This window comes from Planctomycetota bacterium (genome assembly GCA_039819165.1).
Lineage (GTDB): Bacteria > Planctomycetota > Phycisphaerae > Phycisphaerales > UBA1924 > JAHCJI01.
In genome coordinates this window covers 345,331-369,479 of the sequence record JBCBSM010000001.1, presented here as the reverse complement: position 1 = coordinate 369,479, position 24,149 = coordinate 345,331, and the positions used below count along the sequence as shown (strand labels likewise).

Genomic DNA, 24,149 nt, shown 5'->3' with positions numbered 1-24,149 from the left:
GGCCGCCCGGCGATCCTCGGCCGGCCGGGGTCGCCGGGTGGCCCTCTTCTGCGAACGGCCGGCGGCGGCCCGCCGACGCGGCGCCCGCCCTACGGGCAGCCGGCCAGGAAGGCGTTCTGGAAGCACAGGAAGTCGAAGATGTTGAGGGACCCGCTGCCGTCGCAGTCGGCCGCGGCGTCGCCGGCACCGAAGGCGTTCTGGAAGGCCAGGAAGTCGAACACTGTCAGCTCGCCGTCGCCGTCGAAGTCGGCGTAGCACGGCGGCCGGACCGCGAACGCCACGGCCGCGGTGTAGCGGTTGCCGCGATCGCAGTCCAGATCGAGCACGACCGGCCGCACCGACAGCACGATCTCGTCGCTCCGGAACTCCACGGTGGCGCGGAGCGGCTCGCCCCGGGGCACGAAGGCCTCGAGCACGGCCGGCGCATCGCAGGTCGGCCCGTCGAGCGCCGTCACGAGCGCGTCGAAGGGCGCGTCGAAGCGGACCTCGGCGGTCGCGCCTGGCTCGCCGCCGCTGAGTAGATACCAGTCGGCGTCGGCGTCTCCGCCGCGGGCCCAGACGCCGCCGCCGATGGGCGAGCCCCACACGCCGCCGCCGAGCGCGGCCTCCGCGGCGTCGCAGCCGGAGTTGCGCGAGTCGGGGCAGGGCTCGGGCTCGATGGCGATCGACTGGTCGAGGCCGTCGATCCACGGCGGGTCCCGCAGGATCGTGCCGCCGACCAACTCGTCCAGCGGCGTGCCGGGATCGACCACCAGCGGCCCCGCCAGGATGGCCTGGACGCCGGGGTCGAGGATGCGCCCCCGCACGTCGGCGGTCAGGTCGATCTCGGGGGCGAGCATCACGATGGTCTCGGCGGCGCGGAGCGGGCGGCCGGCGAACTGGCCGAGCGCGATCGCCTCGTCGGCCCGCCAGTCGATGGAGCGGGATTGCGTACCGTCGTCCTCGTCGGGCACCTCGGCCAGGATCCTGCGGCCGCAGATGTCCTCGTCGCCATCGGGCCCGCGGTCCTTGTCGGGCGTGGCGGGATCGTTGGGGTCGTCGGCGCCGCCCTGGCCGCCCTTGACGTCGCCGCGGCGGATGACGCCGACCTTCTCGCCGTCCTGGTCGCCCTTGAGGGCCACGTCGCCGCCGTCGCCGCCCTTCTTCGTCGGGTCGCTGGCGTCGCGCTTGACGTGGTTGCCGCCGTCGCCGCCGCGGACCTTGCCCTCTCCGGTGTCGACGACGCTGTCGGTCTCGGTCTTGCCCTCGACGTCGCCGCCCGCGCCGGGCACCTGGCCGTCGCCGCCGTCGCCGCCCTTGACGAGGTCGTCATCGGCGATCTGCTTGATGGTGACGTCGCCCCGGGCGCAGATCGCCACGTCGCCGCCGTCGCCCGCGGGATCGCGCGAGTCGGCCGGCCGGTCGTAGCCGTCGCCGCCGCGGACGTCGCCGCACACGGTGACGCTGCCCTGCTTGGATGCGATGGTGACGCCGCCGCCGCCATCGCCGTTGCGCTGGCCGCCGCCGCCCTTGCCCCCGGCGACGGTGCCGCCGCCGTTGGTCTTGATCGCGACGTCGCCGGTGCCGCAGATGTCGATCGAGCCGCCGCGTCCCTGCGGCACGCCGCGGGCCTCGAAGCCGTCGCCCGCCTTGATCGTGCCGCAGATCGCGACCGTCGAGCCCTCGATGCACACGCCGCCGCCGTGGATGCTCCGCGGCGTGCCATCGGTCGCGCAGATGGCCGCGGGCGAGTCCGACTCGCCGATGACGACGGCCTCGGCGGCCTTGATGGTGATCTTGGCGCCGCCATCCGGTCCCTCCATCGTGACGCCGCCGGCGACCGTGATCGAGTTGACGCACACCATCTCGGGCAGCTCGGGAAAGGGCACCACGTTGGGGATGACGACGTCGTCGTCCTCATCGGGCGGGCCCGTGGGCGACCAGTTGGCCGGGTCGCTCCAGTCGCCCGGCGTGCCCAGGCCCGTCCAAGTGATCTGGTCGGCGTGCGCGGCATCGCCGGCGGCGAGCACGGCCGCAACGGTGACCAGCAGCGCGACAGCGCGGCGTCCGCCGGTTACCCGGCGGTGCGCACCCCGGTGCGTTCGCGATGCGCGTCGGCCCTCCTTCCACGCGGAGGTGCGGGCGGACGCGCACGACGGGAGCTGCAACGGCATGGCTGCCTCCTGCTCTGGATGTAGGGCCGCGAGGGGCGTCGATGGGCGCACGGAGCGCACCCGTGCTCAGAGCGGCAACCGCGCATCCGCCTCACGCGCGGCGCAGCCTCCGCCCAAGGCACCCCCGGGCGTGGAGTCGCCCGACGCAGCGACTACCGGGAGCGGAGCCGGGTCCTGTCCGGCGGCCGGCCGCCGAACATGGCCGCGGCCGGGATCGGGCTTCCCCGTGCACAAGGCCGGATCTATTGACATATTGGGCAATATGCAGGATTCTGGCAAGCAGGAGGAGTCCGCCATGGCGAGCCGCCAGAGTCCGTTGTCGTCCGCGCGTCCGCTGCCCCTGGCCGTCATCACCGCGGTGGCTGGGGCCTGCTTCATCACCCCCACCCACGGACAGACGCTCGACCCGCCAGAGCCCATCGCCTACCAGCCGCTGGCGATCGACTTCGCCTCGGGCGAGGTGCTCAGCGAGACCTTGAGCGACCCCAGCCCGTTCCTCGATCGGCGGCTGCAGGTCGCCTTCACCGCGCCCGATGGCCGGGTGTTCGACGTGCCGGGCTTCTTCGCCGGCGACGGCACGGGCCCCACCGCCACCAGCTTCGAGGGCGACGCGTGGCGGGTCCGCTTCGCGCCCGATGCGACGGGCGACTGGACCTGGGTCGCCAGCTTCCGCGGCGGGGACGAGGTCGCCGTCGACCTGGACCCGGACGCGGGCGCGCCGCTGGCGTTTGACAGCGCGTCCGGCACCTTCACCGTGGATGCGCCCGATGCCGACGCGCCGGGGTTCCTCGCGAAGGGACGCTTGGATTACACGGGCGAGCACTACCTGCGATTCGCGGACGGCTCGTACTACATCAAGGGCGGCGCCGACAGCCCCGAGAACTGGCTGGGCTACGTCGGCTTCGACAACACCTTCGACGGCGGCGCCGGGCCGTCGACGCCGTCGGGCCTGCACGAGTTCAGCGGCCATCCGGGCGACTGGAACGCCGGCGACCCCGACTGGGATCGCACCGATCCGCCGATGGCCAACGCCGGGCGGGCGATCATCGGCGCGCTCAACTACCTGGAGAGCCAGGGCATCAACAGCATCTACTTCCTGCCGATGAACATCGGCGGCGATGCGCGGGACAGCTGGCCGTACGTTGGTCCCGTGAACCCCGCGGGCGCGACGGGCAACGACAACCTGCGCCACGACATTAGCAAGCTGGCGCAGTGGGACATCGTGTTTGGCCACGCACAGCGGCTGGGCATCAAGCTGCACTTCGTGCTCAACGAGGCCGAGCAGCCCAACAAGCAGGAGCTCGACGACGGCACACTGGGCGTGGAACGGAAGCTGTTCTACCGCGAGCTGGTCGCCCGCTTCGGCTACCACAACGCGCTGACGTGGAACATGAGCGAGGAGTACAACCTGGGTTCGCCGCTCTTCGACGTCGCCGCGATAAAGGAGTTCGCCGAGTACCTGTCCGCGGTCGACCCCTACGACCATCCGCTAACGGTGCACAACGCGGGCAACCCGTTCGATCCATCGAGCGGGCCGTGGGCGCCCTTCGTGGGCGAGGCCGACTTCGACCTGACGAGCCTGCAGCGGGCCCGGCAGCTTGACGGGTGGGATGACGTGGTGGCCGACTACCGTACGTTCTCGACCATGCAGGGCCGGCCGCTGGTGGTGCACATCGACGAGCCGGGCTCGATCACCCGCGACACGGGCGACGACTTCGACCAGGTGCGGCGGCGGATGACGTGGGACGTGCTGCTGGCCGGCGGCGGCGTCGAGTGGTTCATCAACAACCGCGACCAGTCGCTCGAGGACTTCCGCGAGTTCGAGCAGGTCTGGCGGGAGACGACCATCGCGCGGCGGTTCATCGAGGACAACCTGCCGTTCTGGGCGATGGCGCCCGACGCCTCGCTCGTCAGCGGCGAGGACGGGCTCTGGGGCGGCGCGGTCGTGCTCGCGCCGGCCGACGGCGGGCCCGGGCCCATAGGGGTGTACCTGCCCGATGCGAGCCCCTCGGGCTCGATCGACCTCGATTCGTACGCCGATCTCGAGGCCGAGCTGCGGTGGTTCGATCCGAGGCTCGGCGCCTTCGCGGGCGAGCCGAGGCGGGCGCCGGCGGCGTCGAGCGTGCCGCTGGGCGAGCCACCCTCGTTGCCCGACCAGGACTGGGCGCTGCTGATCACGCCGGTGCCCTGCGCGGGCGACCTCGACGGCGACGGCGAGCTAACCATCTTCGACTTCTTCGCCTTCCAGAACCTCTTCGACGCGGGCGATCCGGCGGCGGACTTCGACGGCGACGGCGACCTCACGCTGTTCGACTTCCTGGCGTTCCAGAACGCCTTCGATGCAGGGTGCGCGTAGCCGTCCCGCAATCCGCTGACACTGCGATTCCTCGCGGGCGCACTCGAGCGCTAAATCTTCCGGCTGGATGCATCCAGGATTCCCGCATCGACGATTCCACGCATAGGGAGCGATCGAACGCTCATCTCGGGCGATCGGTACGGCCGGGCCGCCCGCGTCGGGCGAATTCGTCCGGTTCAGCATGGATATCGAAGGACAGCAGGGCGGCAACACCGCCGCAGGGGAGAACAACCATGATGAAGATCGAAGCGAAGAGAAGAACGACCACCGCCGCAGGTGCCCTGGCCGTGCTGCTGGCCGCGGGCGCTGCCGTGGCGCAGACAACGATCCGCGTGCCCGCGGACGCGGCGACCATCCAGGCTGCCATCGATCTGGCCGTGGACGGGGACACCGTACTGGTGGCGGCCGGCAGCTACAACGAGGCGCTGCTGGTTGGCGAGTTGGCCGTCACGCTCCGTTCCGAAGATGGTGCCGGCGCGACGACGCTGAACGGCTCGGGCCTGGACGCGCCCATCCTGACCACGGTCGGCACGCTGACGGTCGAGGGCTTCACGTTCACCGGTGCGGGCTTCGGCGGGGCCATCGACGCCGACGGTGGCTCGTTGGTCGTCATCGACTCGGCCTTCGTGGCCAACACCAATCGTGGCATCGACGCCCTGGCGACCGACGTCACCGTCCGCGGCGGCTCGTTCACGGACAACTTGGCCGCGAACGGCGGCGCGGGCGTCTACGTGCTCGGCGGGAGCCTGACCATCGACGGCACGAGCTTCCGGGGCAACCTGGGCCGCGGCCTGGGCGGCGCCATCGCGGTCCGGAGCGCCACTCTGGACGCGCGCGGCTTGGACATGATCGACAACGGCGACGGCGAGATTCGAGATAGCGGCGGCGCCGCCAGCGTACCACCGCGTGTCTTTGGGACGTTCGGTGGCGGGGCGATCTACACCAGCAACGTGAACGGACGCATCGATTCGGCGCGCATCATCGCTAGCAAGGCCGCGTTTGGCGGTGGCCTGTACATCGCCGCTGGCGGCACGCTCGAGGTCGTCAACACCCTCATCGCCGACAGCCTGACCGGCACGGGCGCAATCTATACCAACGCATCGGCCCCGATCATCGCGAACTCGACCATCGTGGACAACGAGGACTGGGGGCTCTTCGCCCAGCGTGAGTCGAGGCCCATCGTGCGCAACAGCGTGTTCAGCGGCAACGAGGTCTATCCGCGCAGCATCGAGATCGGCGGGCCCGGCATCGCCGATGTGGCCTTCTCGATTGTGGATGGCACGGCGTCGGCAACCATCGGTGATGGCGTGGTGTTCGCCGATCCGCGGCTCGATGATGCCTTCGCCCCGCTTCCCGGCTCGCCGACCATCGACGCCGGCGACAACGCGGGCGTGCCCGGTGGCATCACGGCCGACCTGCTCGGCGGCGTGCGGTTCTTCGACGATCCGGATACGCCCGACACGGGTGCCGGCACGGCCCCGATCGTCGACCTCGGGGCCATCGAGTTCGGCGGCGGGCAGGCCGGCCCGTGCCGGGCCGACTTCGACGGCGACGGCGAGCTGACGATCTTCGACTTCCTTGGCTTCCAGGGCGCCTTCGATCTGGGCGACCTCGCCGCGGACTTCGATGCCGACGGACGCCTCACCGTCTTCGACTTCCTGGCGTTCCAAACCGCCTTCGCCGTCGGCTGCCCCTGAGGCAAGCGCTCGGCGCGAGAACTCGGACCTTCGCGTTTGCCCGGCCCGGCATGCGGCTGCCCCGGATCGCCCCCCTGCGGTCGGAATCGGGCGGCCGCTTTCCTATCATTGAGGCGACGCGGGCGGAGCCCGGACGCTCCGCCGCCGCGTCGGCATCGCAACACACGTGCCCCGCGAGGATCGCCCATTGACGACCAGCATGGATAGCCCGTCCACGGCCCGGCGGACCACCGACGACGCGCGCGAGCGGGCCGGCCGCCCCCTCGGTCCGACCGATACGTTCGTGCATCGGCATATCGGCCCCGACGAGGCCGAGGTGGCCGACATGCTCGGTACGCTGGGATATGCATCCCTCGACGCCCTCATCGAGGCCGCGGTGCCCGCGCAGATCCGCACCAATGCGCCGCTCGATGTCGGTCCCGCGCGGGGCGAGCACGAGCTGCTGGCCGAGCTGCGGCAACTCGCATCCAAGAACGAGGTCCGCCGCAGCTACATCGGCATGGGCTACCACGGCACCATCGTGCCGCCCGTCATCCAGCGGAACGTGCTCGAGCATCCGGGCTGGTATACGCAGTACACGCCCTACCAGGCCGAAATCAGCCAGGGCCGCCTCGAGGCGCTGCTCAACTTCCAGACGATGGTGAGCGACCTGACGGCGCTGCCGCTGGCGGGCGCGAGCCTGCTGGACGAGGGCACGGCGGCGGCCGAGGCGATGGCGATGTGCCTGTCCGTGTCACCCAAGAAGCCGCGCTTCGTGGTGGCCAGCGACTGCCACCCGCAGACCATCGCCGTCGTGCGGACCCGGGCAGAGTCGCTGGGCATCGAACTGGTCATCGCGGAGGGCCAACCCGGCCGGGGCGACGGCGGGCCGCTCGACCTCGACGGCGTGGACCTTTCGGCGGTGTGCGGCGTGCTCGTGCAGTACCCCGCGACCGACGGCCGCATCGAGTGCTACGAGGCGCTGGCGAAGAGCGTGCACGAGGCGGGCGGCATGCTCATCTGTGCGTGCGACCTGCTGGCGCTCACGCTGCTCAAGCCGCCGGGCGAATTCGGGGCCGACGTGGCCCTGGGCAGCGCGCAGCGTTTCGGCGTGCCGATGGGCTTCGGCGGGCCGCACGCGGCGTTCTTCGCGACCAAGGAGAGCTACGCCCGCAAGATGCCGGGCCGGATCATCGGCGTGAGCAAGGACGCGCACGGCAACAACGCCTACCGCATGGCGATCCAGACCCGCGAGCAGCACATCAAGCGGGACCGCGCGACCAGCAACATCTGCACCGCCCAGGCGCTGCTGGCCATCATGGCGAGCATGTACGCCGTCTACCACGGGCCAGAGGGGCTCCGGCGGATCGCCGCCCGCATTCGGGCACTCACGCAGACGCTCCGAGGGGGGCTGCTCGGCCAGGGCCACGCCGTCGACGAGGACCTGGTCTTCGATGCGCTGCGGATCCGGCCCTCGGGCATCGACGCCGGCGGCATCGTGGCCCGTGCGAACGAGCTGGGACTGAATCTGCGGGACTTCGGCGAGGGCAGCATCGGCGTCACGCTCGACGAGACGACGACGCTCGACGACCTCGCGGACCTGCTCGCGTGCTTCGGCGATCGGCCGGACGCCGCAACGCTCGATCGACTGGCCGAGGACGCCCGGGTGGACATCCCGGCGGCGTTCCAGCGGCAGAGCGGCTACCTCACCCACCCGGTCTTCAACACGCACCACAGCGAGACCGAGATGCTGCGCTACATGGCGGCGCTGCAGCGGCGTGACCTCTCGCTGGCCGACAGCATGATCCCGCTCGGCTCGTGCACCATGAAGCTCAACGCCACCAGCGAGATGCTGCCGGTGACCTGGCCCGAGTTCGGCGGCCTGCATCCCTTCGCGCCGGCGGAGCAGACGCGGGGCTACCAGGAACTCTTCGCGCAACTCGAGGGGTGGATCGCCGACATCTGCGCCCTGCCCGCCGTCAGCCTGCAGCCCAACGCGGGCAGCCAGGGCGAGTACACGGGACTGCTGGTGATCCGTGCCCTCCACGAGAGCAGGGGCGAGGGCCACCGCGACGTGTGCCTCATCCCTACGAGCGCCCACGGCACCAATCCGGCCAGCGCGGTGATCGCCGGCATGCGGGTGGTCGCGATCAAGTGCGACGGCGACGGCAACATCGACATGGCCGACCTGCGGGCCAAGGCCGAGCAGCACGCCCACACGCTGTCGGCCCTGATGATCACCTACCCCAGCACGCACGGCGTCTTCGAGCCGACGATCAAGGACATCTGCGCGATCGTGCACGAGCACGGCGGCCGGGTGTACATGGATGGCGCGAACCTGAACGCCCAGGTCGGGCTCTGCCGCCCCGGCGAACTCGGCGCCGACGTCATCCACCTCAACCTCCACAAGACCTTCTGCATCCCCCACGGCGGCGGCGGCCCGGGCATGGGCCCGATCGCCTGCACCGACGAGCTCGCGGCCTTCCTGCCGGGCCATCCGGTGCGGCGGCCCGAGAGCGCGGGCGAGCGGGCCATCGGCCCGGTAAGCGCCGCGCCGTACGGCTCGCCGAGCATCCTGACGATCTCGTGGGTCTACATGGCCCTCATGGGGTCGGCCGGGCTGAAGCGGGCGACGGAGGTCGCCATCCTGAGCGCCAACTACATGGCCAAGCGGCTCGAGGGCCACTACGACGTGCTCTACCGCGGGGCGAAGGGCCTGGTGGCGCACGAGTTCATCATCGATTGCCGTGCTTTTGATAAGGGCGGCGACAAGTCCGCGGGCATCAAGATCGACGACATCGCCAAGCGGCTGATGGACTACGGCTTCCACGCCCCCACCATGGCGTGGCCCGTGCCCGGCACGCTGATGATCGAGCCCACCGAGAGCGAGAGCAAGGCCGAGCTGGACCGCTACTGCGACGCGCTCATCGCCATCCGCGAGGAGATCGCCGAGATCGAGCGGGGCGAGGCCGACCGCGAGGACAACCTGCTCAAGAACGCCCCGCACACCCAGGCCTCGCTGATCGGCGACGAATGGACGCACCCGTACCCGCGCGAGCGGGCGGCCTACCCGCTGCCGTGGCTCCGCGACGGCAAGTTCTGGGCCAGCGTCGGCCGCGTCGACAACGCCTACGGCGACCGGCACCTCGTGTGCACGTGCCCGAGCGTGGAGGAGATGGCGGTCTAGTCCACCAACCTCAGCCGCCCGCCGCCTTCGCCCTGTAGCCCATCTCGACGAGCCGGGCGACGACGGCGTCGCGGTGGTCGCCCTGCAGCACGAGTTCGCCATCGTCGCCGAGGCCCCCCCCGGTGCCGAGCCTCGTGCGCAGCTCCTTGAGCAGTGCCTTCGAGTCGGCCTCCCGCAGCCCGTGGTCGGCAACGATGGTCGCCCACTTGCCCCGCCGCTTCTCGCGACGCACGCGGGGATGCTGCGCGCTCGGGTCGACCACCCTGCCTTTGGCATCGCGCGGGCACGCACACGCCGCGTGCGGCTGTCTGCAACGCTCGCAGGTCACAGGACGCTCTAAGCTGGTACCGTCGAAGAAGCCGGGCATGCGCGAACCCTAGCGATGCCGCAGATTCTCGCCGGTATCCCGATAGATCAGGTCCCGGCAGATGCCCGCCATCACGTCGGCGGTGCGTTCGAGTTCGCGGCCGACGCGATAGATGTAGAGGCCGGCGATGTCGCCGTCGGGATCGTCGCGGATGAGGTCGATGGTCTCGCCGAACAGGGACTTCTCGAGATCATCGATGATCTCGTCCTCGGCGATGATGGACCGGGCCGCGTCGACGTCGTCGTCCAGCACCACCCGCAGCGTGCGGTGGCAGCAGGCGGGCACGCGATGGGCCAGATCGATGAGGGCCGTGGGCCAGCGCGGCTCGAGGCCCAGCTTGGCGATGCGATTGGCGACCTTGGCGATCGAGGTCGCGTGGTCCCCCACACGCTCGATCTGGGTATTGACCTTCATGACGAACAGCACGGCCCGAAAGTCCCGCGCGACGGGCTGGTTCATGAGCAGCAGGTTGAGGCAGGCCTGCTCGATCTCGATCTCCTGGCGATCGACGATCTCGTCCTGCTGGCGGACGGCCTTGGCTTGCGGACGGTCGAGCCGCAGCAGGGCATCGACCGACTGCTCGATCATGGAGACGGCCACTGACGCCTCGTGGATCAGTTGCCGCTTGAGCACCACGATCTGCTTGGGCAGATCGAGGCGATCGGGATTGCGTGGTGCTGGTTCCAGGCTCACGATGGTCGCGTTCCGAAGCGCCTGCGGCGGGCGCCATCGGTCAGTATAGACACCACCATGGGTTGCCCCCCGCGGCGGCGTACGCTGGGCGGTGCGATCGCTGGCGAAGCAGCTCGTTCGACGCATCATGCGGCCCGGGCTCGCCCCGATCGAGGCGGCCATCGCCGGTGCTGGCGGATGGCACGCCTGGCGGGGCGGGTTGGATGGCTCGCTCGTCGCGCCGCTGGGCGATGCCCACCTCGAACGCCGCCTCCGCGACGAGCTGGCCTTCTGGGAGCGGACCGTCCGCGTGCCCGGCTCGCACCCGGCCATCGACGGCGACTTCCACGAGGCCTTCGCGCGCTGGCAGCGGGGCCGGCGGGACGAACTCGCCGCGTGGCTCAATGACGAGATCGCCGTCGCGGACTTCGACGACTGGGCGGCGTCGCGAATGCTGGTCGAGATCGGCGGCGGACCGCATCCATTCGCGGCGCTCGGCGGCTGGCGGTGGGCGGCGAGCATCGATCCGCTGAGCGATGGCTATCGCGCGTGCAACCTGTTCCCCCGGTCGCCGCTCGGATTCGTGCCGATCGCGGCGCCGGGTGAGGTCGTGCCGCTGCCGACGGCGATCGCGGACGTCGTCGCGTGCGACAACTGCCTGGACCACGTCGCCGATCCGGGCCGGGTCGTCGCCGAGATCGCGCGGCTGCTCGTCGATGGCGGTTTCGCGTGGCTGCTGGTCGATCTGCGGGACGAGCCCGACGACCTGCATCCCCACCCCTTTACGCCCGAGCGGCTGACGCGGATGCTCGTCGACCACGCGATGGAGATCGTGCGGGAACGCGTCGGCGGGCACGCATCGAACCCCGAGGCGACGGCCGAGATGCGGGTGCTCGCTCGGCGACGGCCGAGGCCCTAATCAGGGCCAACGCACGAGCCTGCATCGTTCCTGCTCCGCGTCGTGCTGGCGGTATACCCGGCCCGGGAGGGCCCCGACGAGCTGCGGCCGTCGCGCGCTCTAGCGTGCCGCATGAGCGATGATCGTTCGGCCGGCTCGCCCGGCATCGTGGGCATCGTCGGCGGCGGGCTGGCGGGGCTGGCCGCCGCCGAGCGGCTGCGGGCCGCCGGCGTCGAGGTTCGGGTGTTCGACAAGGGCCGCGGCCCGGGCGGCCGCGCCTCGACCCGGCGGCACGATGCCGATGATCGCGCGCTGACGTTCGATCACGGGGCGCAGTACTTCACCGTGCGAGACGATCGCTTCGCCGCCGTAGTCGACCGGTGGGTCGAAGCCGGAGCCGCGCAGCAGTGGACCGGCACGATCGTCGCCATCGACGCGCCCGGCGAAGCCACGCCCAAGCCCGACGGCCCCGCCCGCTACGTCGGCACGCCCGGCATGAACGCCATCGTGAAGCGGACCGCAAAGGACCTCGCGGTACGGTTCGGCGTCCGCGTGGCCGCCATCGAGCGCGACGGTGTTGGCTGGCTGCTGAGCGGTAAGGATGGCGAGTCGCTGCTGCGGTGCGACGCGGTCGTCGTGGCCGTCCCCGCGCCGCAGGCCGCCGCGCTGCTCGTCGCAATGCCGGCGTTGCAACGCGTCGCGACCTCGATCGACATGGCACCATGCTGGGCGGCGATGATCGAATCCGCCGAGCCGATCGCGGCGCCCGGCGACGGTCTCTTTGTCAACATCGAGGGCAACCCGCTGTCATGGGCCAGCCGCGAGGCCAGCAAGCCCGGACGCGCCCCGGGCCAGCGGTGGGTGCTGCACGCCGGGGGCGACTGGTCCCGGGCATCGATCGACCGCGAACCGGCGGATGTCGCGGGTGATCTCGTCGATGCGTTTGCGTCGGCACTCGACGTGGAGCGTCCCTTGATCGTCCACGCAGCGGCCCATCGCTGGCGATACGCGCTGGCCGGCGGCGATGCTCTCGAGGCTCCGCTGCACGGCGACGGGCTCGCGCTCGCGGGCGACTGGTGCCGCGGCGGGCGGATCGAGGGTGCCTACCTCAGCGGCATCGACGCGGCCGAGCGGCTGCTCGGAACCTGAGGGCTACGCGCTGTGCTAGCTCGGCCGGTCCCCGGGCGGCAGCATGGCCCGCAGCGCATCGAGCGTGTCGGCCTCGTCGGGTTTCTTGTCGTGCCGCCAGCGGAGCATCCGCGGGAAGCGGACGGCAAGCCCCGAGCGGTGCCGCTGGCTGATCTGGACGCCCTCGAATCCCAGCTCGAACACCAGCGTGGGCCTGACCTCGCGGACGGGGCCCATGCGTTTGATCGTGTTGCCGCGCACGAATGCGTCGACGCGCTCGATTTCCTGCTGCGTCAGGCCGCTGTACGCCTTGGCGAACGGCACGAGCTGCCGTACGCCGTCCGCCCGATCCCACAGCGCAAAGGTGTAGTCGGTGAACAGCCCGGCGCGGCGGCCGCTGCCGATCTGCGCCATAACGAGCACCGCGTCGAGCGAATAGGGATCCACCTTCCACTTCCACCAGCCCGTGCCGTCGCCCGGCTTGGTCCTGCCGAGGCCGTAGACGCCGCGGCGGTGCTTGAGCATCACGCCCTCGACGCCCCGCTGCCTGGATTGCTGACGCAGCTCGGCGAGCTCATTCCATGACTCGAAGGCGATCGGCGCACTGCGGCGGAGTGCCTCGTCCCCGTGCGGCAGCACGACGTCGAGTCGATTGCGGCGTACTTCGAACGGCGTATCGCGCAGGTCGCCTTCGCCCGCCCGCAGGACGTCGAACGCGACGAACGCGATCCGCCGCCGATCGAACAGCCCCATCTGGCTCGCGGACCTGGGCAGCCGGTTGAGCCTGGTCTGCAGGTAAGCGAAGGGCGCCGGCTGGTCGCCGTCGAAGCCGAGAACCTCGCCGTCCAGGATGAGTCCCTCGGGCAGGCCGCGCGCCGCGGCGACGATCTCCGGGAACTGCTCGGACACGATCTCCTCGCCGCGGGACCACAGCAGCGGCTCGCGATCGCGCACGAGCTGCGCGCGGATGCCGTCGTACTTCCACTCGGCGATCCAGTCCGTGGCCTCGCCGAGCGTATCGGCGGGCGAGCCGTCGAGCTGGTGGGCGAGGTAGAAGGGCAGGGGCCGCACGGCGTCGGCGGCGTGGCCCGCGGGCGCGACCACCGAGGCGTAGAACTCCGGCGTCGGCTCGAGCCGGCCGGTTAGCCGCTGTGCGAGTATCGCGGCGTCCAGGCCGGTCGCCTCGGCTAGCGCCCGCACGACCAGCTTCTTCTGGACGCCGACGCGGAATCCACCGCGGATGAGCTTGTGGAACACCAGCCGCTCGCGGGCGTGCAGCCGGGCCCAGGCCTGGCGGATGCTGTCCGCCCGCTCGGCGTCGCTGGCCCCGCCGAACGGCTCGATGGACCGCCCGTAGATCTCGTGCAGCGGGATGGGTTCGCCGGGCGATTCGGCCTCGGGCAGCAGCAGCGCGACGGTCTCCGACAGGTCGCCGACCTGCTCATAGCACGCGCCCACCAGCCAAGGCGGATAGCCGGTCGCCTCGATGGCCAGGTCGCGCAGCAGCGCGCTTGGGATGGCCCGCTTGACCCGCTCGCCGCACAGGAAGTACAGCGCTACGGCGGCGTCGGCGGATGGGACTTCACCGAAGTACGCCGCGATTGCGGCCACCTTGCCACTCGTCGCGGTGGTCGAGTCGAGCTCGTCGTAGAGCTGCGTGAAGCGCCGCACGGGTCACGCTCCTCCGCCGTCGTCGGGGGTGTCGTCGGATTCCGCGTTCGCGTCGTCCTCGGCGGTGTATCGCGTCGGCACGACGAAGGCGTCCAGGCCCCGGACCTCGCGGACGTAGCGGGCGAGCGCCTCGCTGCTACCGTGGGTCACGCCGATGCTGCGGGCGCCGGTCCGCTCGATGGCATCGAGCAGGCCGGGCCAGTCGGCGTGGTCGCTGAGCACGAAGCCGGCGTCGACCGATCGCCAGCGGCGCCGACCGCGGACGGCCATCCAGCCGCTGGCCATCGCCGTCCGCATGCCTCCGCCCTCCCTGCGGCCGCCGGCGAGCGAACGCAGCCAAGGCGTGCCCATAGTCGAGGGCGGCGCGACGATCATGCCCCGGCCCTTGAGCGCCGCCTTGTGCTCGCCGACGGCCCGCACCGTCTCGGGCAGCGCGACGCCAGCATCGGCGTAGTCGCCCAGCAAGCCATCGACGGCGCCGTGCACACCGATGGGGCCGATCGACGCGTCCAGGCCCGCGAGCACCCGCTGCGCCTTGCCCAGCCCGTAGGCGAACACGACGCTGGTGCGGCCTGCCCCGGCGTTCTCCCGCCACCAGTCGTTGATGCGGGCGTGCACCTCGGCGGGCGGCCTCCACCGATAGATCGGCAGCCCGAAGGTGCTCTCGGTGAGGAACACGTCGCACGCGACGGGCTCGAAGGCGTCGCAGGTTGGGTTGGGCAGCGTGGCGTAGTCTCCGCTTGCGACCCAGACGCGGTCGTCCTGGGCACCACGCATCGCCCGTATGCGGACCTGAGCCGAGCCGAGCACGTGGCCCGCCGGATGGAAGGACAGTTCGGCCTCGCCCGACTCGTCGGCCAGCGTGAAGCGCGTGCCGTATTCGATGGCGTGGATCTCGGCGTCGGCCCCCATGCGGGTGCGGAGCACGCCAGCGCCGGCGGCGGCGCAGTAGTAGCGGCCGCAGCCGCGGCACGCGTGGTCGGCGTGCGCGTGCGTGACGACCGCGACGGGCGCTGGCTGCCACGGATCGACGAGCAAGCCGCCGACGGCGCAGGCGAGACCACGATCGGTCGGCCTCAGCAGTGGCTTGGGCGGCATCATCGCGCAGCGTACGGCGGCCCCCGGTGGCGGGCGTGATGTCCTAGCCCGCGCGGGGCCTCGCGGTCGTCTAGCGGAGGGCGACCTCGATGACGGTGACATCGTCCGCGAAGTCCTCGGAGCCCCCACGCGAACGGACGGCCTCGATGAGGTCGCCGATGCGGCCGCCGCCCCGCACGGTGCGCTCCGCGAGGGCCTCGAAGGATCCAAGGCCCATCTGGGAGCCGCCGGGCAGTTCGACCTCGAACACGCCGTCGGAGAACAAGTACAGCCGATCGCCCGGGGCGAGCGAGGCCTGGGCGGTTTCGTACTCGGTGCCGTCGAGCACGCCGAGCGGTAGATCGGAGGCGGCGAGATGCCGCGTGCCGTGCTGGCCGATCACCAGCGCGGGGTGATGCCCACCGCAGGCGTAGCGAACGGTGGCCTCGACCTCGTCGACGATCCCGAGCCACGCCGTCGCGAAGCGGTTGCCGTGCCGCTCCATCGGGAAGGACGCGTTCACGCGGGACATCAGCGCACCGGGATCGGCGGCCAGGTCCGGATCGCCGAGATGCTCGCGGATGGCCTGCCCGATGGAGACCGCCAGCAGCGACGCCGCCACACCGTGCCCGGCAACATCCAGCAGGAACACGGCCACGCGGGCCTCGTCCAGCGGCACGCAGCCGATGAAGTCACCGCCCAATTCGGACGACGGTTCGAACCGCGACGTGATGCGGAGGCAGGGCCGCTCGATGTCTTCGGGGAGCAGGGACTGGATGTAGTCCGCTGCGTTGCGGATCTCGTGCTCGAGCCGGCGGGTGGCGACGAGCAGCTGCCGCTTCGCGTCTAACAGTTCCCGCTGGGCCTCGATGACGTCGAGCATGCCCAGCTCGTGCTCGGCGATCCCGGCGAGGTCGCCGAAGCTATCGAGCGGCACGCTAGCGGCGGGCCGGGGCACATGGTCCGCGACGCAGAGCGTGCCCACGTTGTGGCCGCCCGGGCCGCGGAGCGGATGGCCCGCGTAGAAGCGGACACCCGGTTGCTCGGTGACCAGCGGGCTGTCGAAGAAGCGGGCATCATCCAGCGTATCGGCGATGACCAGGGGCGTGCGCTGCAGGATCGTGTGTCCGCAGAACGAGATGCTCCGCTCGGTCGATGTCGTCTCAAGGCCGCAGGTCGCCTTGAACCACTGGCGGTCGGCGTCGACCAGGGCGACGTAGGCGATCGGCAGATCGAACATCCGCGACGCCAGCCGCACGATGCGATCGAACCGCTCCTCGGGGGGCGTATCCAGCAGCTGCAACGCCCGCAGTTCTGCCAGCCGCTCGGCCTCGTTGGTCGGGGTCGCCGGCGAGATCACGGGCGTGCCGCCTTTCGCATCTGTACGTCGTCCCTGGGCCCCGGGTGTCCGGCTCCAACCTCACAAAGCGGCACCCGCGAACCAAGGACCCCATCCCGAGCAATCTCGCAGCTGCGATGCGCGCGTGAGAATCCCCAAACAAGGTAGTCAACCGGATCTATGGGTGCTCCGGGCCGGGGAATCACCGGACGGGGTGGCGGCCGGTGCTCCTGGCAGCCGGGCGTCCCGCCACGCCGGGAAGGCCGAACGCCACTGCCGGAGTGCCTCGGGATCCACGCCGACGGTCAGCACGGCTTCCTCGTCGCCCAGCTCGCCGAGCACCTCGCCCCGTGGATCGACGGCGATGGAGCCGCCCGCGTACTCCAGGTGCGGGTCGCGGCCCGTCCGGTTCGAAGCCAGCACGAAGGCCTGGTTCTCGATGGCGCGGGCGAGCAGCAGCGTCCGCCAGTGGTGCTGCCGGGCGGCGGGCCAGTTCGCGATCACCGCGAAGAGCTCCGCCCCGCGTTGCAGGCCGCGGCGGAACAGCTCGGGGAATCGCAGGTCGTAGCAGATGGCCGGACAGACCACGAGAGCGTCGGCGTCCGAGGCCCAGCGGTAGACCGCCACGTCGCGGCCGCCGGCGAACACCTCGTGCTCGCGGCCGAAGCTGAAGGGATGGATCTTGTCGTAGTCGGCCAAGACGCGGGCGTCGCCGCGGTCGTCGGGTGCGATCGCCAGCGCGTTGTTGCGGGCCTTGTCGCACCGGCCGCCGGGGCAGGCGTGCATCGTCCGGCCGGCCTGCACGGTGGCGTCATAGTCCTCGGCCAGCCGCTCGAGGAAGGCCCGGGTCCGTCCGTCCTCGTCGGCGGTGTCGTCGGCGTGCAGCGAGAAGCCGCTGTCGAACATCTCGGGCAGCAGGACGAGATCGCCCCGGGCAACGTCGGTGGACTCCAGCAGGGCCTCGACCTTGCGGAAGTTGGCCTCCCGATCTTCCCATATGATGTCGGGTTGGACGATGTGCGCTCGCATCCGGGGACTGTAGATCCGCTTCTGGCGACGCCGGCGGTCGGAATGCCGCCGCTGGTGCTCGCCAGCGGGAGTGTCCGCCGCGCCGAGATACTCCGCGGCGCGGGCATCCCCTTCGAGCAGCGGCCGGCGGCCCTTGACGACGGCCATCTCCGCCCCCCGCCCGGCACGCCCGCGGCGGCGTGGACCGTGGCGCTCGCCTACCTGAAGGCGTGGGCCGTGGATCGCGAGTGTCGCGGTCTGGGCTGGGTCCTGGGTGCCGATACCGTGTGCGAGGTCGGCGGCGAGATCGTGGGCAAGCCGAGAGACGCCGGAGCGGCCCGCCGGATGCTCGAGCGGATGGTCGGCGGCGCACAGCGTGTTGTGACGGGGCTCGCGCTGCTCACGCCGGGCGGCGGCCGGGTGCTGGCCGCGGAAGTTGCCACCGTGGCCTTCGGGCCGATCGAGCCTCGTACCCTCGACGCGTACATCGAGTCGGGCTCCTGGCGGGGCAAGGCCGGCGGCTACAACCTGACCGAACGGCTGGCGGACGGCTGGCCCATCGCCGTCGAGGGCGACCCCGAGGCGGTCGTGGGTCTGCCGATCCGTGTGCTGCAGCGGATGATCGCCGCGGCGACCGCCGGCCCGGAGTGCGCGGCGTGAGCGGGCTGCTGCCGATCTGGCTTGTGGTGCCCATGGCGATGTTCACGCTGGTGGTGGTCGCCGGGCACCTCATCGTGCTGCGCACGGCGCACATGCCCGAGAGCCGGCGGCGGATCCGCACCGCCAACGGCTGGGTGATGCTCATCGCGGTGCCGACGCTCGCGGTCGCCTTCGGCGTGGTGTCGACGGCGCAGCCGCGGTCGTTCGCGATGGTCTGGTTGATCGCCACGGCGCTGCTGTGCCTCGTCATCGCGCTAGCCTTCGTCGACATGGCCAACAACGTCCGCATCGCGCGGCAGAAGCGCGAAGAGATGCGCCGCGAGGTCCACGAGTCGCTGCGGCGCACGCTGATGCCGGGGAACGGCCGTGAGGGGTGATCCGGGGCCCATGCCCGGGCCGCTGCGCGGACCACTGCCCGGCGTGCTGCTGCCGCTCGCGCTGCTGGCGCGCTGGCCGTACGGCTCGATCATCGCGCGCCGCAACGCCAAGTACGATTCCGGCCGCGGCGTGGTCACGATGGACCGCCCCGTGATCTCGGTGGGCAACCTGAGCGTCGGGGGCACCGGCAAGACGCCGGCCGTCCAGCTCATCTGCCGATGGCTCGTTGAGGCCGGGCACCGCCCCGCGATCGCCATGCGGGGCTACGCCGCCCGCGATGGGCTGTCGGACGAGGCAGCCGTGCACCGCGAGGTGCTGCCCGACGTCCCGCTCGCCGTCCGGGGCGATCGCATCGCGGGCCTGATCGAGCTCTTCGCCGAGGACCACGGCGCGGACGTCGACGTCGTCGTACTCGACGATGGATTCCAGCACCGGCGTCTGGCACGGCAGCTGGACGTCGTCCTGATCGATGCCACGCGCGACCCGTTCGCCGATCGGATGCTGCCCGCGGGGTGGCTCCGCGAGCCAGTGGACGCGCTCGCCCGGGCGGACGCCATCGTGCTGACGCACGCCGAGGCGGTGCAGCCGTCCGCGCTGGCCGACCTGCGTCGCCGGCTGCTCGACGCCGCGCCGCACGCCATCTGCGTGTCCGCCCGCCACGGCTGGGCGGCGCTCGACGTGCTGGATGCGACCGGCGACCACGCCCGCGAGGATCGATGGCTCCGTGGCAAGCGGTACGCCATCGCGTGCGCCATTGGCAATCCCGATGCGTTCATCGCCGAGGCCACCCGCCGCTTCGGCCCGCCGATGCACGCCGAGGTGCTGCGGGACCACGATCCGTACGCGCCGGCGACGATGCGGCGGCTGCTTGCGCGGGCGGCCGACGCCGACGCGCTGCTGGTGACCCAGAAGGACTGGGCCAAGCTGCGTCGCATCGACCCGGCGGCCTGGCCGTGCCCGGTGGCGCGACCCCGGCTGGAGCTGTCCCTGGATTCGGGCGGCGAGGCGCTGCAGGCCCTGGCGCTCGAGGCGGCGCTGTGGCAGGATCCGCTGGACGACGGCCCGAGCGACGGTCGATAGACTCCGCCATGGATCCGCTGCTGCGCGCGATCGAGAGCTGGAAGCCCTTTTCGGCCGCCGTCGTGGGCGATTACATGCTCGACCAGCAGTTGTACGGCGACGCCGAGCGGCTCAGCGCCGATGCGCCCGTCCCGGTGCTCCGCGTCCGCCGCAGCGAATCGATGCCGGGCGGCGCGGGCAACCTGGCCGAGGACCTGGTGGCGCTGGGCGGCACGGTGCGGGCCTTCGGTGTCCGCGGCGAGGACGACGAGGGCGCGCAGCTCTGCGACAGCCTGCGGGCCCGGGGGGTCGACGTCGCGGGGCTGGTTGCCGACGCATCGCGACCGACCACGGTCAAGCGCAACCTCATCGGTCTCGCGCAGCACCGCCACCCGCAGAAGATGTTCCGCGTGGACTTCGAGTCCCGCGAGCCGCTGGGGGACGAGGCCCGGGCGCGGCTGCTCGCCGATCTGGAGCGGGCACTTCCTGCGACCGACGTGCTGTGCCTCGAGGACTACGACAAGGGCGTGTGCGACGCGCAGATGTGCCGCGACGTGATCGCGCTGGCCGGTCGGCACGGCGTGCCGGTGCTGGTGGATCCCGCCGCCCGCGACGACTTCTCGCGGTACGCCGGCTGCACGTCGATCACGCCCAACCGCAGCGAGGCCGAGCGGGCCGCGGGGGTGCCGAGCACCGAGGCAGCCGAGCAGCGAGAGGCGCTGGCCCGGACGCTCTCGGAGCGGCTGAACTGCGACGCGCTGGTGCTCACGCTCGACCGAGACGGGGCGCTGCTGCTGGAGCGGGGCGGCGAGCCGATCACCATCCCCACCGTCGCACGCGAGGTCTACGACGTCACCGGCGCGGGCGACATGATGCTGGCCGGGCTGGCCGCGGCGCGGGCCAACGGTGTGGACTGGCCCGACGCCGTCCGATTCGCCAACGCCGCGGCGGGGCTGGAGGTGCAGGTCTTCGGGGTCAAGCCCATCCCGCTGGCCGACGTGCACCGCGAGCTGCTCCGGCAGGCGGGCCGGCTGTCGGGCAAGGTCCGCACGGTGGAGGAACTGCGGGGCGATCTGGCGGCCGTCCACCGCCGCGGCGGCACCGTCGTGTTCACCAACGGCTGCTTCGACGTGCTGCACGCCGGCCACGTGTCGCTGCTCGAGCGGGCCGCGACGCTCGGCGACTATCTGGTCGTCGGGCTCAACGACGACGAATCGGTGCGGCGGCTCAAGGGCGAGGGCCGGCCCGTGCACGGCGCCGACGACCGGGGCCGGGTGCTGGGCGCGCTCGAATCGGTCGACGCGGTGGTGCTGTTCTCGGAGGACACGCCCGAGCGGCTCATCGGAGACCTTGTGCCCGACGTGCTCGTCAAGGGCGCGGACTACCGGGGCCGGGAGGTGGCCGGACAGTCCATCGTGGAGGCCGCCGGCGGCCGGGTCGAGCTGCTCGACCTGGTCGAGGGCCTGAGCACCACCAGCGCGCTGCGGCGGATGTCCGCCGGGACCGGCCCGTGACAGCTCGACCGCCCCGCGGCCACGTCGCCATCGTGCGACCATGGGTCGCCGACGCGATCCTCGGCGGCTCGAAGACCATCGAGAGCCGCTTCAGCCGCACCAGGCGGGAGCCCTTCGGCTGCCTGGAGATCGGCGAGCAGGTCTACTTCCGGGTCACCGGCGGCGGCTACGTGCTCCGCGCCTCGGTGGTCGACGTGGCAAGCTATGAGGGACTGGACGCGGCCGCGGTCGCCGACATCGAAGCGAACCACCGGGCGGCGATCGGCGGAGACGACGCCTACTGGGAGGTCGCCCGGCGGGCCCGCTTTGCAACGCTCGCGTGGCTGGGCGATATCCACCGGGTGAGCACGGGCCCACCGCTGCATAGGCGGCCGGGCGACCGCCGGGCCTGGTTCGCGCCGCGTCGTGGGTCGCCCGCGGCGGCGGGATGACCGCCCACGGCCTCGGTACACTCCGGGCCGATGGCGAGCGGAGGTGCGGTCCAGAGTCTGGCGTTGGCGTTCGGCGTGGGAGCCGCGATCACCCTGCTGGGTGATCGCCTCAAGCAGCCGCCCATCCTGTTCCTGCTGGTGGCGGGCTTCGCATTCGGGGCTAGCGGCCTGGGCCTGATCAACGGCGACGCCATGGGCACCTCCGGCCTGCTGGCCGTCGTGTCGGTCTCGGTGGGGCTGCTGGTCTTCGAGGGCGGGCTCGGGCTCGATCGGCGGACGCTCGCGCGCGCGCCAGGCGCCGTGCGCGGCCTGCTGACCGTGGGCATCATCGTCAGCTGGGCGCTCACGGCTGTGCTTGGCCGCTACGTCATCGGCCTGCCGTGGGACCTGTCGATCCTGCTGGGCAGCATGCTGGTGGTCACCGGGCCAACGGTGATCCAGCCGATCCTGCGGCGGACGCCGCTGCGGCCCGGCCTGCACTCGGCGCTCACGGCCGAGGGCATCCTGATCGACCCCATCGGCGTCGTGGCCGCCGTCTCGACGCTGGAGATCGTCCGGCTGAGCATCTCGCGGCCCGGAGCGACGGGGCCGCTCATGCTGCTGGAGCAGTACGGCGTGCCAGCGATCGCCGGGCTGGGCTTCGGCGCGCTCGCGGGGGCAGCCGCGGCGTGGTGGCTCCGCCGCGCACGGCGGACGCAGCAGCTCAAGGACCAGACACTCGTGCTCATGGGCCTGGCGGCCTGCATGATCTCGTTCGGCGCCGCGGAAGTCGTCGCCAAGGAGGCCGGGCTCGTGGCCGCCACCGTGTGCGGCATGCTGCTGGCCAACGCCGCGTCGGCGAGCGCGGAGGAGATGCGCCGGTTCAAGGAGACCACCTCGGTCATCCTGGTGGGCGCGCTGTTCATCCTGCTGGCCTCCCGCGTCGAACTGGAACGGGTCCGGTCGCTGCAGTGGTCCGACGGGCTCTTCGTGCTGCTGCTGATCGTGGTCGTGCGGCCGATCGCGGTGTTCGCCGCAACGGTGCGGACGATGCTGGGCTTCCGCGAGAAGCTGTTCGCGTCGGTGATCGCGCCGCGGGGCATCGTGGCGGCCTCGCTTGGCTCCATCGTGGCCATCGAACTGACGGCCCTGGCGGCCGAGGTCCAGGGCCGCCCCGATCTGGCCGAGAACGCCCAGCGCATCGAGTCGCTGGTGCTGCTCGTCATCGTTGCGACGGTGGCCCTGGCGGGCGCGGTGGCGGGACCGCTGGCCTCCATCCTGGGCGTGCGGGCGGGCGAGCCCAACGGCGTGCTCGTCGTGGGCGGGCACCGGCTGGGCCGCGAACTGGCGCGGGAACTGATCGCCCAGAGGGTGCCCGTGAAGCTCGTAGACACGAACGCCGCGAACATCGCGCGGGCGACCTCCTGGGGCGTGCCGACGGCCCTCGGCAATGCGACCGACGCCCGCTGGATGGAGGAAGAGGTCGCGACGCCCGAATTTGGCCGCCTCATCGCCCTCACCGATAACGACGACGTCGACGGCGTGGTGACGCGGTGGGCTGCCGCTCGATTCGGAGCGGGCCGCGTGCTGGTGTGGCGACGAGACGACCCCTCCAAGCTGGGCGACGGCGATCGGCCCGGCACCGCATTGCAATGGGGCCGCCCGCTGCGGCACCTGCTCTTCCAGATGGATTCCGACCTGGCGCGGTGCACGACGTGGAGCGCCGAGGATCCGCCGAGCACCGGGGCCGTGGCCGCGGCCGCCCTGCTGCCCGGCGGGGACATCCGGCTCATCGACGGGGGCGATGCCGCGTCGGCCTTCGACGGCGACCCGCCCGAGGGCACGCGATTCGTCGGCGTGGTGATCGGCCCCCCGCCCAAGCCCGCCAAGAGGAACGCGGATTCCGACGAGGGCAGCTAGGCCCCCGGGTCAGGTGCGGGGGCGCGCCTCGTTGATGATGAGCCGCTGGCCGGCGAACTCCGAGCCATTGAGGCCGCCGATCGCCGCCCGGGCCGCGTCCTCACCCATCTCGACGAAGCCGAAGCAGCGGCTCTGGCCGGTCTCGCGATCGAGCACCACGCCCGCGGAGGCGACGTCGCCGAAGGGCGAGAACAGGTTCGCAAGGGCATCGTCGTCGACGCTCCGCGGCAGGTTGCCGGCGTAGATGCGCATCATGCGGTCTTGCCTCCCAAGATCCTCATGATACCCGATTTACGTCAAGGCGTGCATGCCAAACCAAATGCGAAAACGGGAGCACGAATCCGGCCGCTGCGTTGACGCATGGCACCCCGATGGGTATCGTCTCGGCCGCTCGCGGGTGTAGCTCAGTGGTAGAGCGTCACGTTGCCAACGTGAATGTCGGCGGTTCGAATCCGCTCACCCGCTTTCACGCCGAGTGGCTCTAGAAGCGGCCCCGTGATACGGGACGCAACGCCGAGGCGTAGCACGAATGTCGAGGAAGAGCGATGCTTCGGGCCGCCTGCGGGCGGCTCTTTTCGTTGAGCCCAGGGGTTTTGGTTCTCTGCGGGTGCCGGCGGCAGCAAGCACGACAAAGAAATCTCGCCATCGGCGTGAGCCGCACCGGGCGGCGGCGCTC

19 protein-coding genes and 1 tRNA gene are annotated in these 24,149 nt (G+C 71.5%); 12 read left to right on the top strand and 8 right to left on the bottom strand.

Annotation, left to right across the window (positions count from 1 at the left end):
* Positions 1-89: 89 nt before the first annotated feature.
* Complete coding sequence (locus AAFX79_01690; GenBank protein ID MEO1007257.1) at positions 90-2,153, bottom strand: GC-type dockerin domain-anchored protein; 2,064 nt, start codon at positions 2,151-2,153, stop codon at positions 90-92.
* Between the two features lie 295 nt (positions 2,154-2,448).
* Between AAFX79_01690 and AAFX79_01685 the strand changes: the two genes are divergently transcribed.
* From AAFX79_01685 to gcvP, 3 genes are all read left to right on the top strand, one after another.
* Positions 2,449-4,509 carry a DUF5060 domain-containing protein gene (locus AAFX79_01685; protein MEO1007256.1) on the top strand — a complete coding sequence of 687 codons (2,061 nt, stop codon included), beginning with the start codon at positions 2,449-2,451 and terminating at the stop codon, positions 4,507-4,509.
* A gap of 233 nt (positions 4,510-4,742) precedes the next feature.
* Positions 4,743-6,206 carry a right-handed parallel beta-helix repeat-containing protein gene (locus AAFX79_01680; GenBank protein ID MEO1007255.1) on the top strand — a complete coding sequence of 488 codons (1,464 nt, stop codon included), beginning with the start codon at positions 4,743-4,745 and terminating at the stop codon, positions 6,204-6,206.
* A 199-nt stretch (positions 6,207-6,405) separates the two neighbouring features.
* Positions 6,406-9,372 carry an aminomethyl-transferring glycine dehydrogenase gene (gene gcvP / locus AAFX79_01675; GenBank protein ID MEO1007254.1) on the top strand — a complete coding sequence of 989 codons (2,967 nt, stop codon included), beginning with the start codon at positions 6,406-6,408 and terminating at the stop codon, positions 9,370-9,372.
* Between the two features lie 10 nt (positions 9,373-9,382).
* Here the strand turns inward: gcvP and AAFX79_01670 are convergent, their stop codons facing one another.
* Together AAFX79_01670 and phoU are read right to left on the bottom strand one after the other, a co-directional pair.
* Positions 9,383-9,604, bottom strand: a complete 222-nt coding sequence (locus tag AAFX79_01670) for a hypothetical protein (protein ID MEO1007253.1) — start codon at positions 9,602-9,604, stop codon at positions 9,383-9,385.
* 144 nt (positions 9,605-9,748) lie between these two features.
* Positions 9,749-10,432 carry a phosphate signaling complex protein PhoU gene (gene phoU / locus AAFX79_01665; protein ID MEO1007252.1) on the bottom strand — a complete coding sequence of 228 codons (684 nt, stop codon included), beginning with the start codon at positions 10,430-10,432 and terminating at the stop codon, positions 9,749-9,751.
* A gap of 91 nt (positions 10,433-10,523) precedes the next feature.
* On the opposite strand from phoU, the gene AAFX79_01660 reads away from it, so the two are divergent.
* Together AAFX79_01660 and AAFX79_01655 are read left to right on the top strand one after the other, a co-directional pair.
* Positions 10,524-11,330: a methyltransferase domain-containing protein gene (locus AAFX79_01660; protein ID MEO1007251.1), complete on the top strand. Its 807-nt coding sequence runs from the start codon at positions 10,524-10,526 to the stop codon at positions 11,328-11,330.
* 111 nt (positions 11,331-11,441) lie between these two features.
* Positions 11,442-12,458, top strand: a complete 1,017-nt coding sequence (locus AAFX79_01655) for an FAD-dependent oxidoreductase (GenBank protein MEO1007250.1) — start codon at positions 11,442-11,444, stop codon at positions 12,456-12,458.
* A 15-nt stretch (positions 12,459-12,473) separates the two neighbouring features.
* Here AAFX79_01655 and AAFX79_01650 read toward each other — a convergent pair whose 3' ends face one another.
* From AAFX79_01650 to AAFX79_01635, 4 genes are all read right to left on the bottom strand, one after another.
* Complete coding sequence (locus tag AAFX79_01650; protein ID MEO1007249.1) at positions 12,474-14,108, bottom strand: ATP-dependent DNA ligase; 1,635 nt, start codon at positions 14,106-14,108, stop codon at positions 12,474-12,476.
* Between the two features lie 3 nt (positions 14,109-14,111).
* A complete protein-coding gene (locus tag AAFX79_01645) occupies positions 14,112-15,209 on the bottom strand; it encodes a ligase-associated DNA damage response exonuclease (protein ID MEO1007248.1) in 1,098 nt (365 codons plus the stop codon).
* A 67-nt stretch (positions 15,210-15,276) separates the two neighbouring features.
* Positions 15,277-16,545, bottom strand: coding sequence for a GAF domain-containing SpoIIE family protein phosphatase (locus tag AAFX79_01640; protein ID MEO1007247.1), 1,269 nt, complete (start codon positions 16,543-16,545; stop codon positions 15,277-15,279).
* Positions 16,546-16,692: 147 nt separating this feature from the next.
* Positions 16,693-17,553, bottom strand: coding sequence for a nitrilase-related carbon-nitrogen hydrolase (locus AAFX79_01635; GenBank protein ID MEO1007246.1), 861 nt, complete (start codon positions 17,551-17,553; stop codon positions 16,693-16,695).
* A gap of 42 nt (positions 17,554-17,595) precedes the next feature.
* Between AAFX79_01635 and AAFX79_01630 the strand changes: the two genes are divergently transcribed.
* Genes AAFX79_01630 through AAFX79_01605 form a run of 6 tightly spaced genes read left to right on the top strand, consistent with a single transcriptional unit; the run spans position 17,596 to position 23,473 of the window.
* The gene (locus AAFX79_01630) at positions 17,596-18,192 is read left to right on the top strand and encodes a Maf family protein (protein ID MEO1007245.1); all 597 of its coding nucleotides are present in this window, start codon (positions 17,596-17,598) and stop codon (positions 18,190-18,192) included.
* Positions 18,189-18,569 carry a hypothetical protein gene (locus tag AAFX79_01625; GenBank protein ID MEO1007244.1) on the top strand — a complete coding sequence of 127 codons (381 nt, stop codon included), beginning with the start codon at positions 18,189-18,191 and terminating at the stop codon, positions 18,567-18,569. The genes AAFX79_01630 and AAFX79_01625 overlap by 4 nt, the downstream gene beginning before the upstream one ends.
* 10 nt (positions 18,570-18,579) lie before the next feature.
* Positions 18,580-19,650: a tetraacyldisaccharide 4'-kinase gene (gene lpxK / locus AAFX79_01620; GenBank protein ID MEO1007243.1), complete on the top strand. Its 1,071-nt coding sequence runs from the start codon at positions 18,580-18,582 to the stop codon at positions 19,648-19,650.
* A gap of 8 nt (positions 19,651-19,658) precedes the next feature.
* Positions 19,659-21,143, top strand: a complete 1,485-nt coding sequence (rfaE2, locus tag AAFX79_01615; GenBank protein ID MEO1007242.1) for a D-glycero-beta-D-manno-heptose 1-phosphate adenylyltransferase — start codon at positions 19,659-19,661, stop codon at positions 21,141-21,143.
* A complete protein-coding gene (locus AAFX79_01610) occupies positions 21,140-21,574 on the top strand; it encodes a hypothetical protein (GenBank protein MEO1007241.1) in 435 nt (144 codons plus the stop codon). The genes rfaE2 and AAFX79_01610 overlap by 4 nt, the downstream gene beginning before the upstream one ends.
* A gap of 30 nt (positions 21,575-21,604) precedes the next feature.
* Complete coding sequence (locus tag AAFX79_01605; GenBank protein MEO1007240.1) at positions 21,605-23,473, top strand: cation:proton antiporter; 1,869 nt, start codon at positions 21,605-21,607, stop codon at positions 23,471-23,473.
* A 9-nt stretch (positions 23,474-23,482) separates the two neighbouring features.
* Here the strand turns inward: AAFX79_01605 and AAFX79_01600 are convergent, their stop codons facing one another.
* A complete protein-coding gene (locus tag AAFX79_01600; GenBank protein ID MEO1007239.1) occupies positions 23,483-23,728 on the bottom strand; it encodes an RNA-binding protein in 246 nt (81 codons plus the stop codon).
* A 138-nt stretch (positions 23,729-23,866) separates the two neighbouring features.
* Between AAFX79_01600 and AAFX79_01595 the strand changes: the two genes are divergently transcribed.
* Positions 23,867-23,938, top strand: a tRNA-Gly gene (locus tag AAFX79_01595).
* Positions 23,939-24,149: the final 211 nt, after the last annotated feature.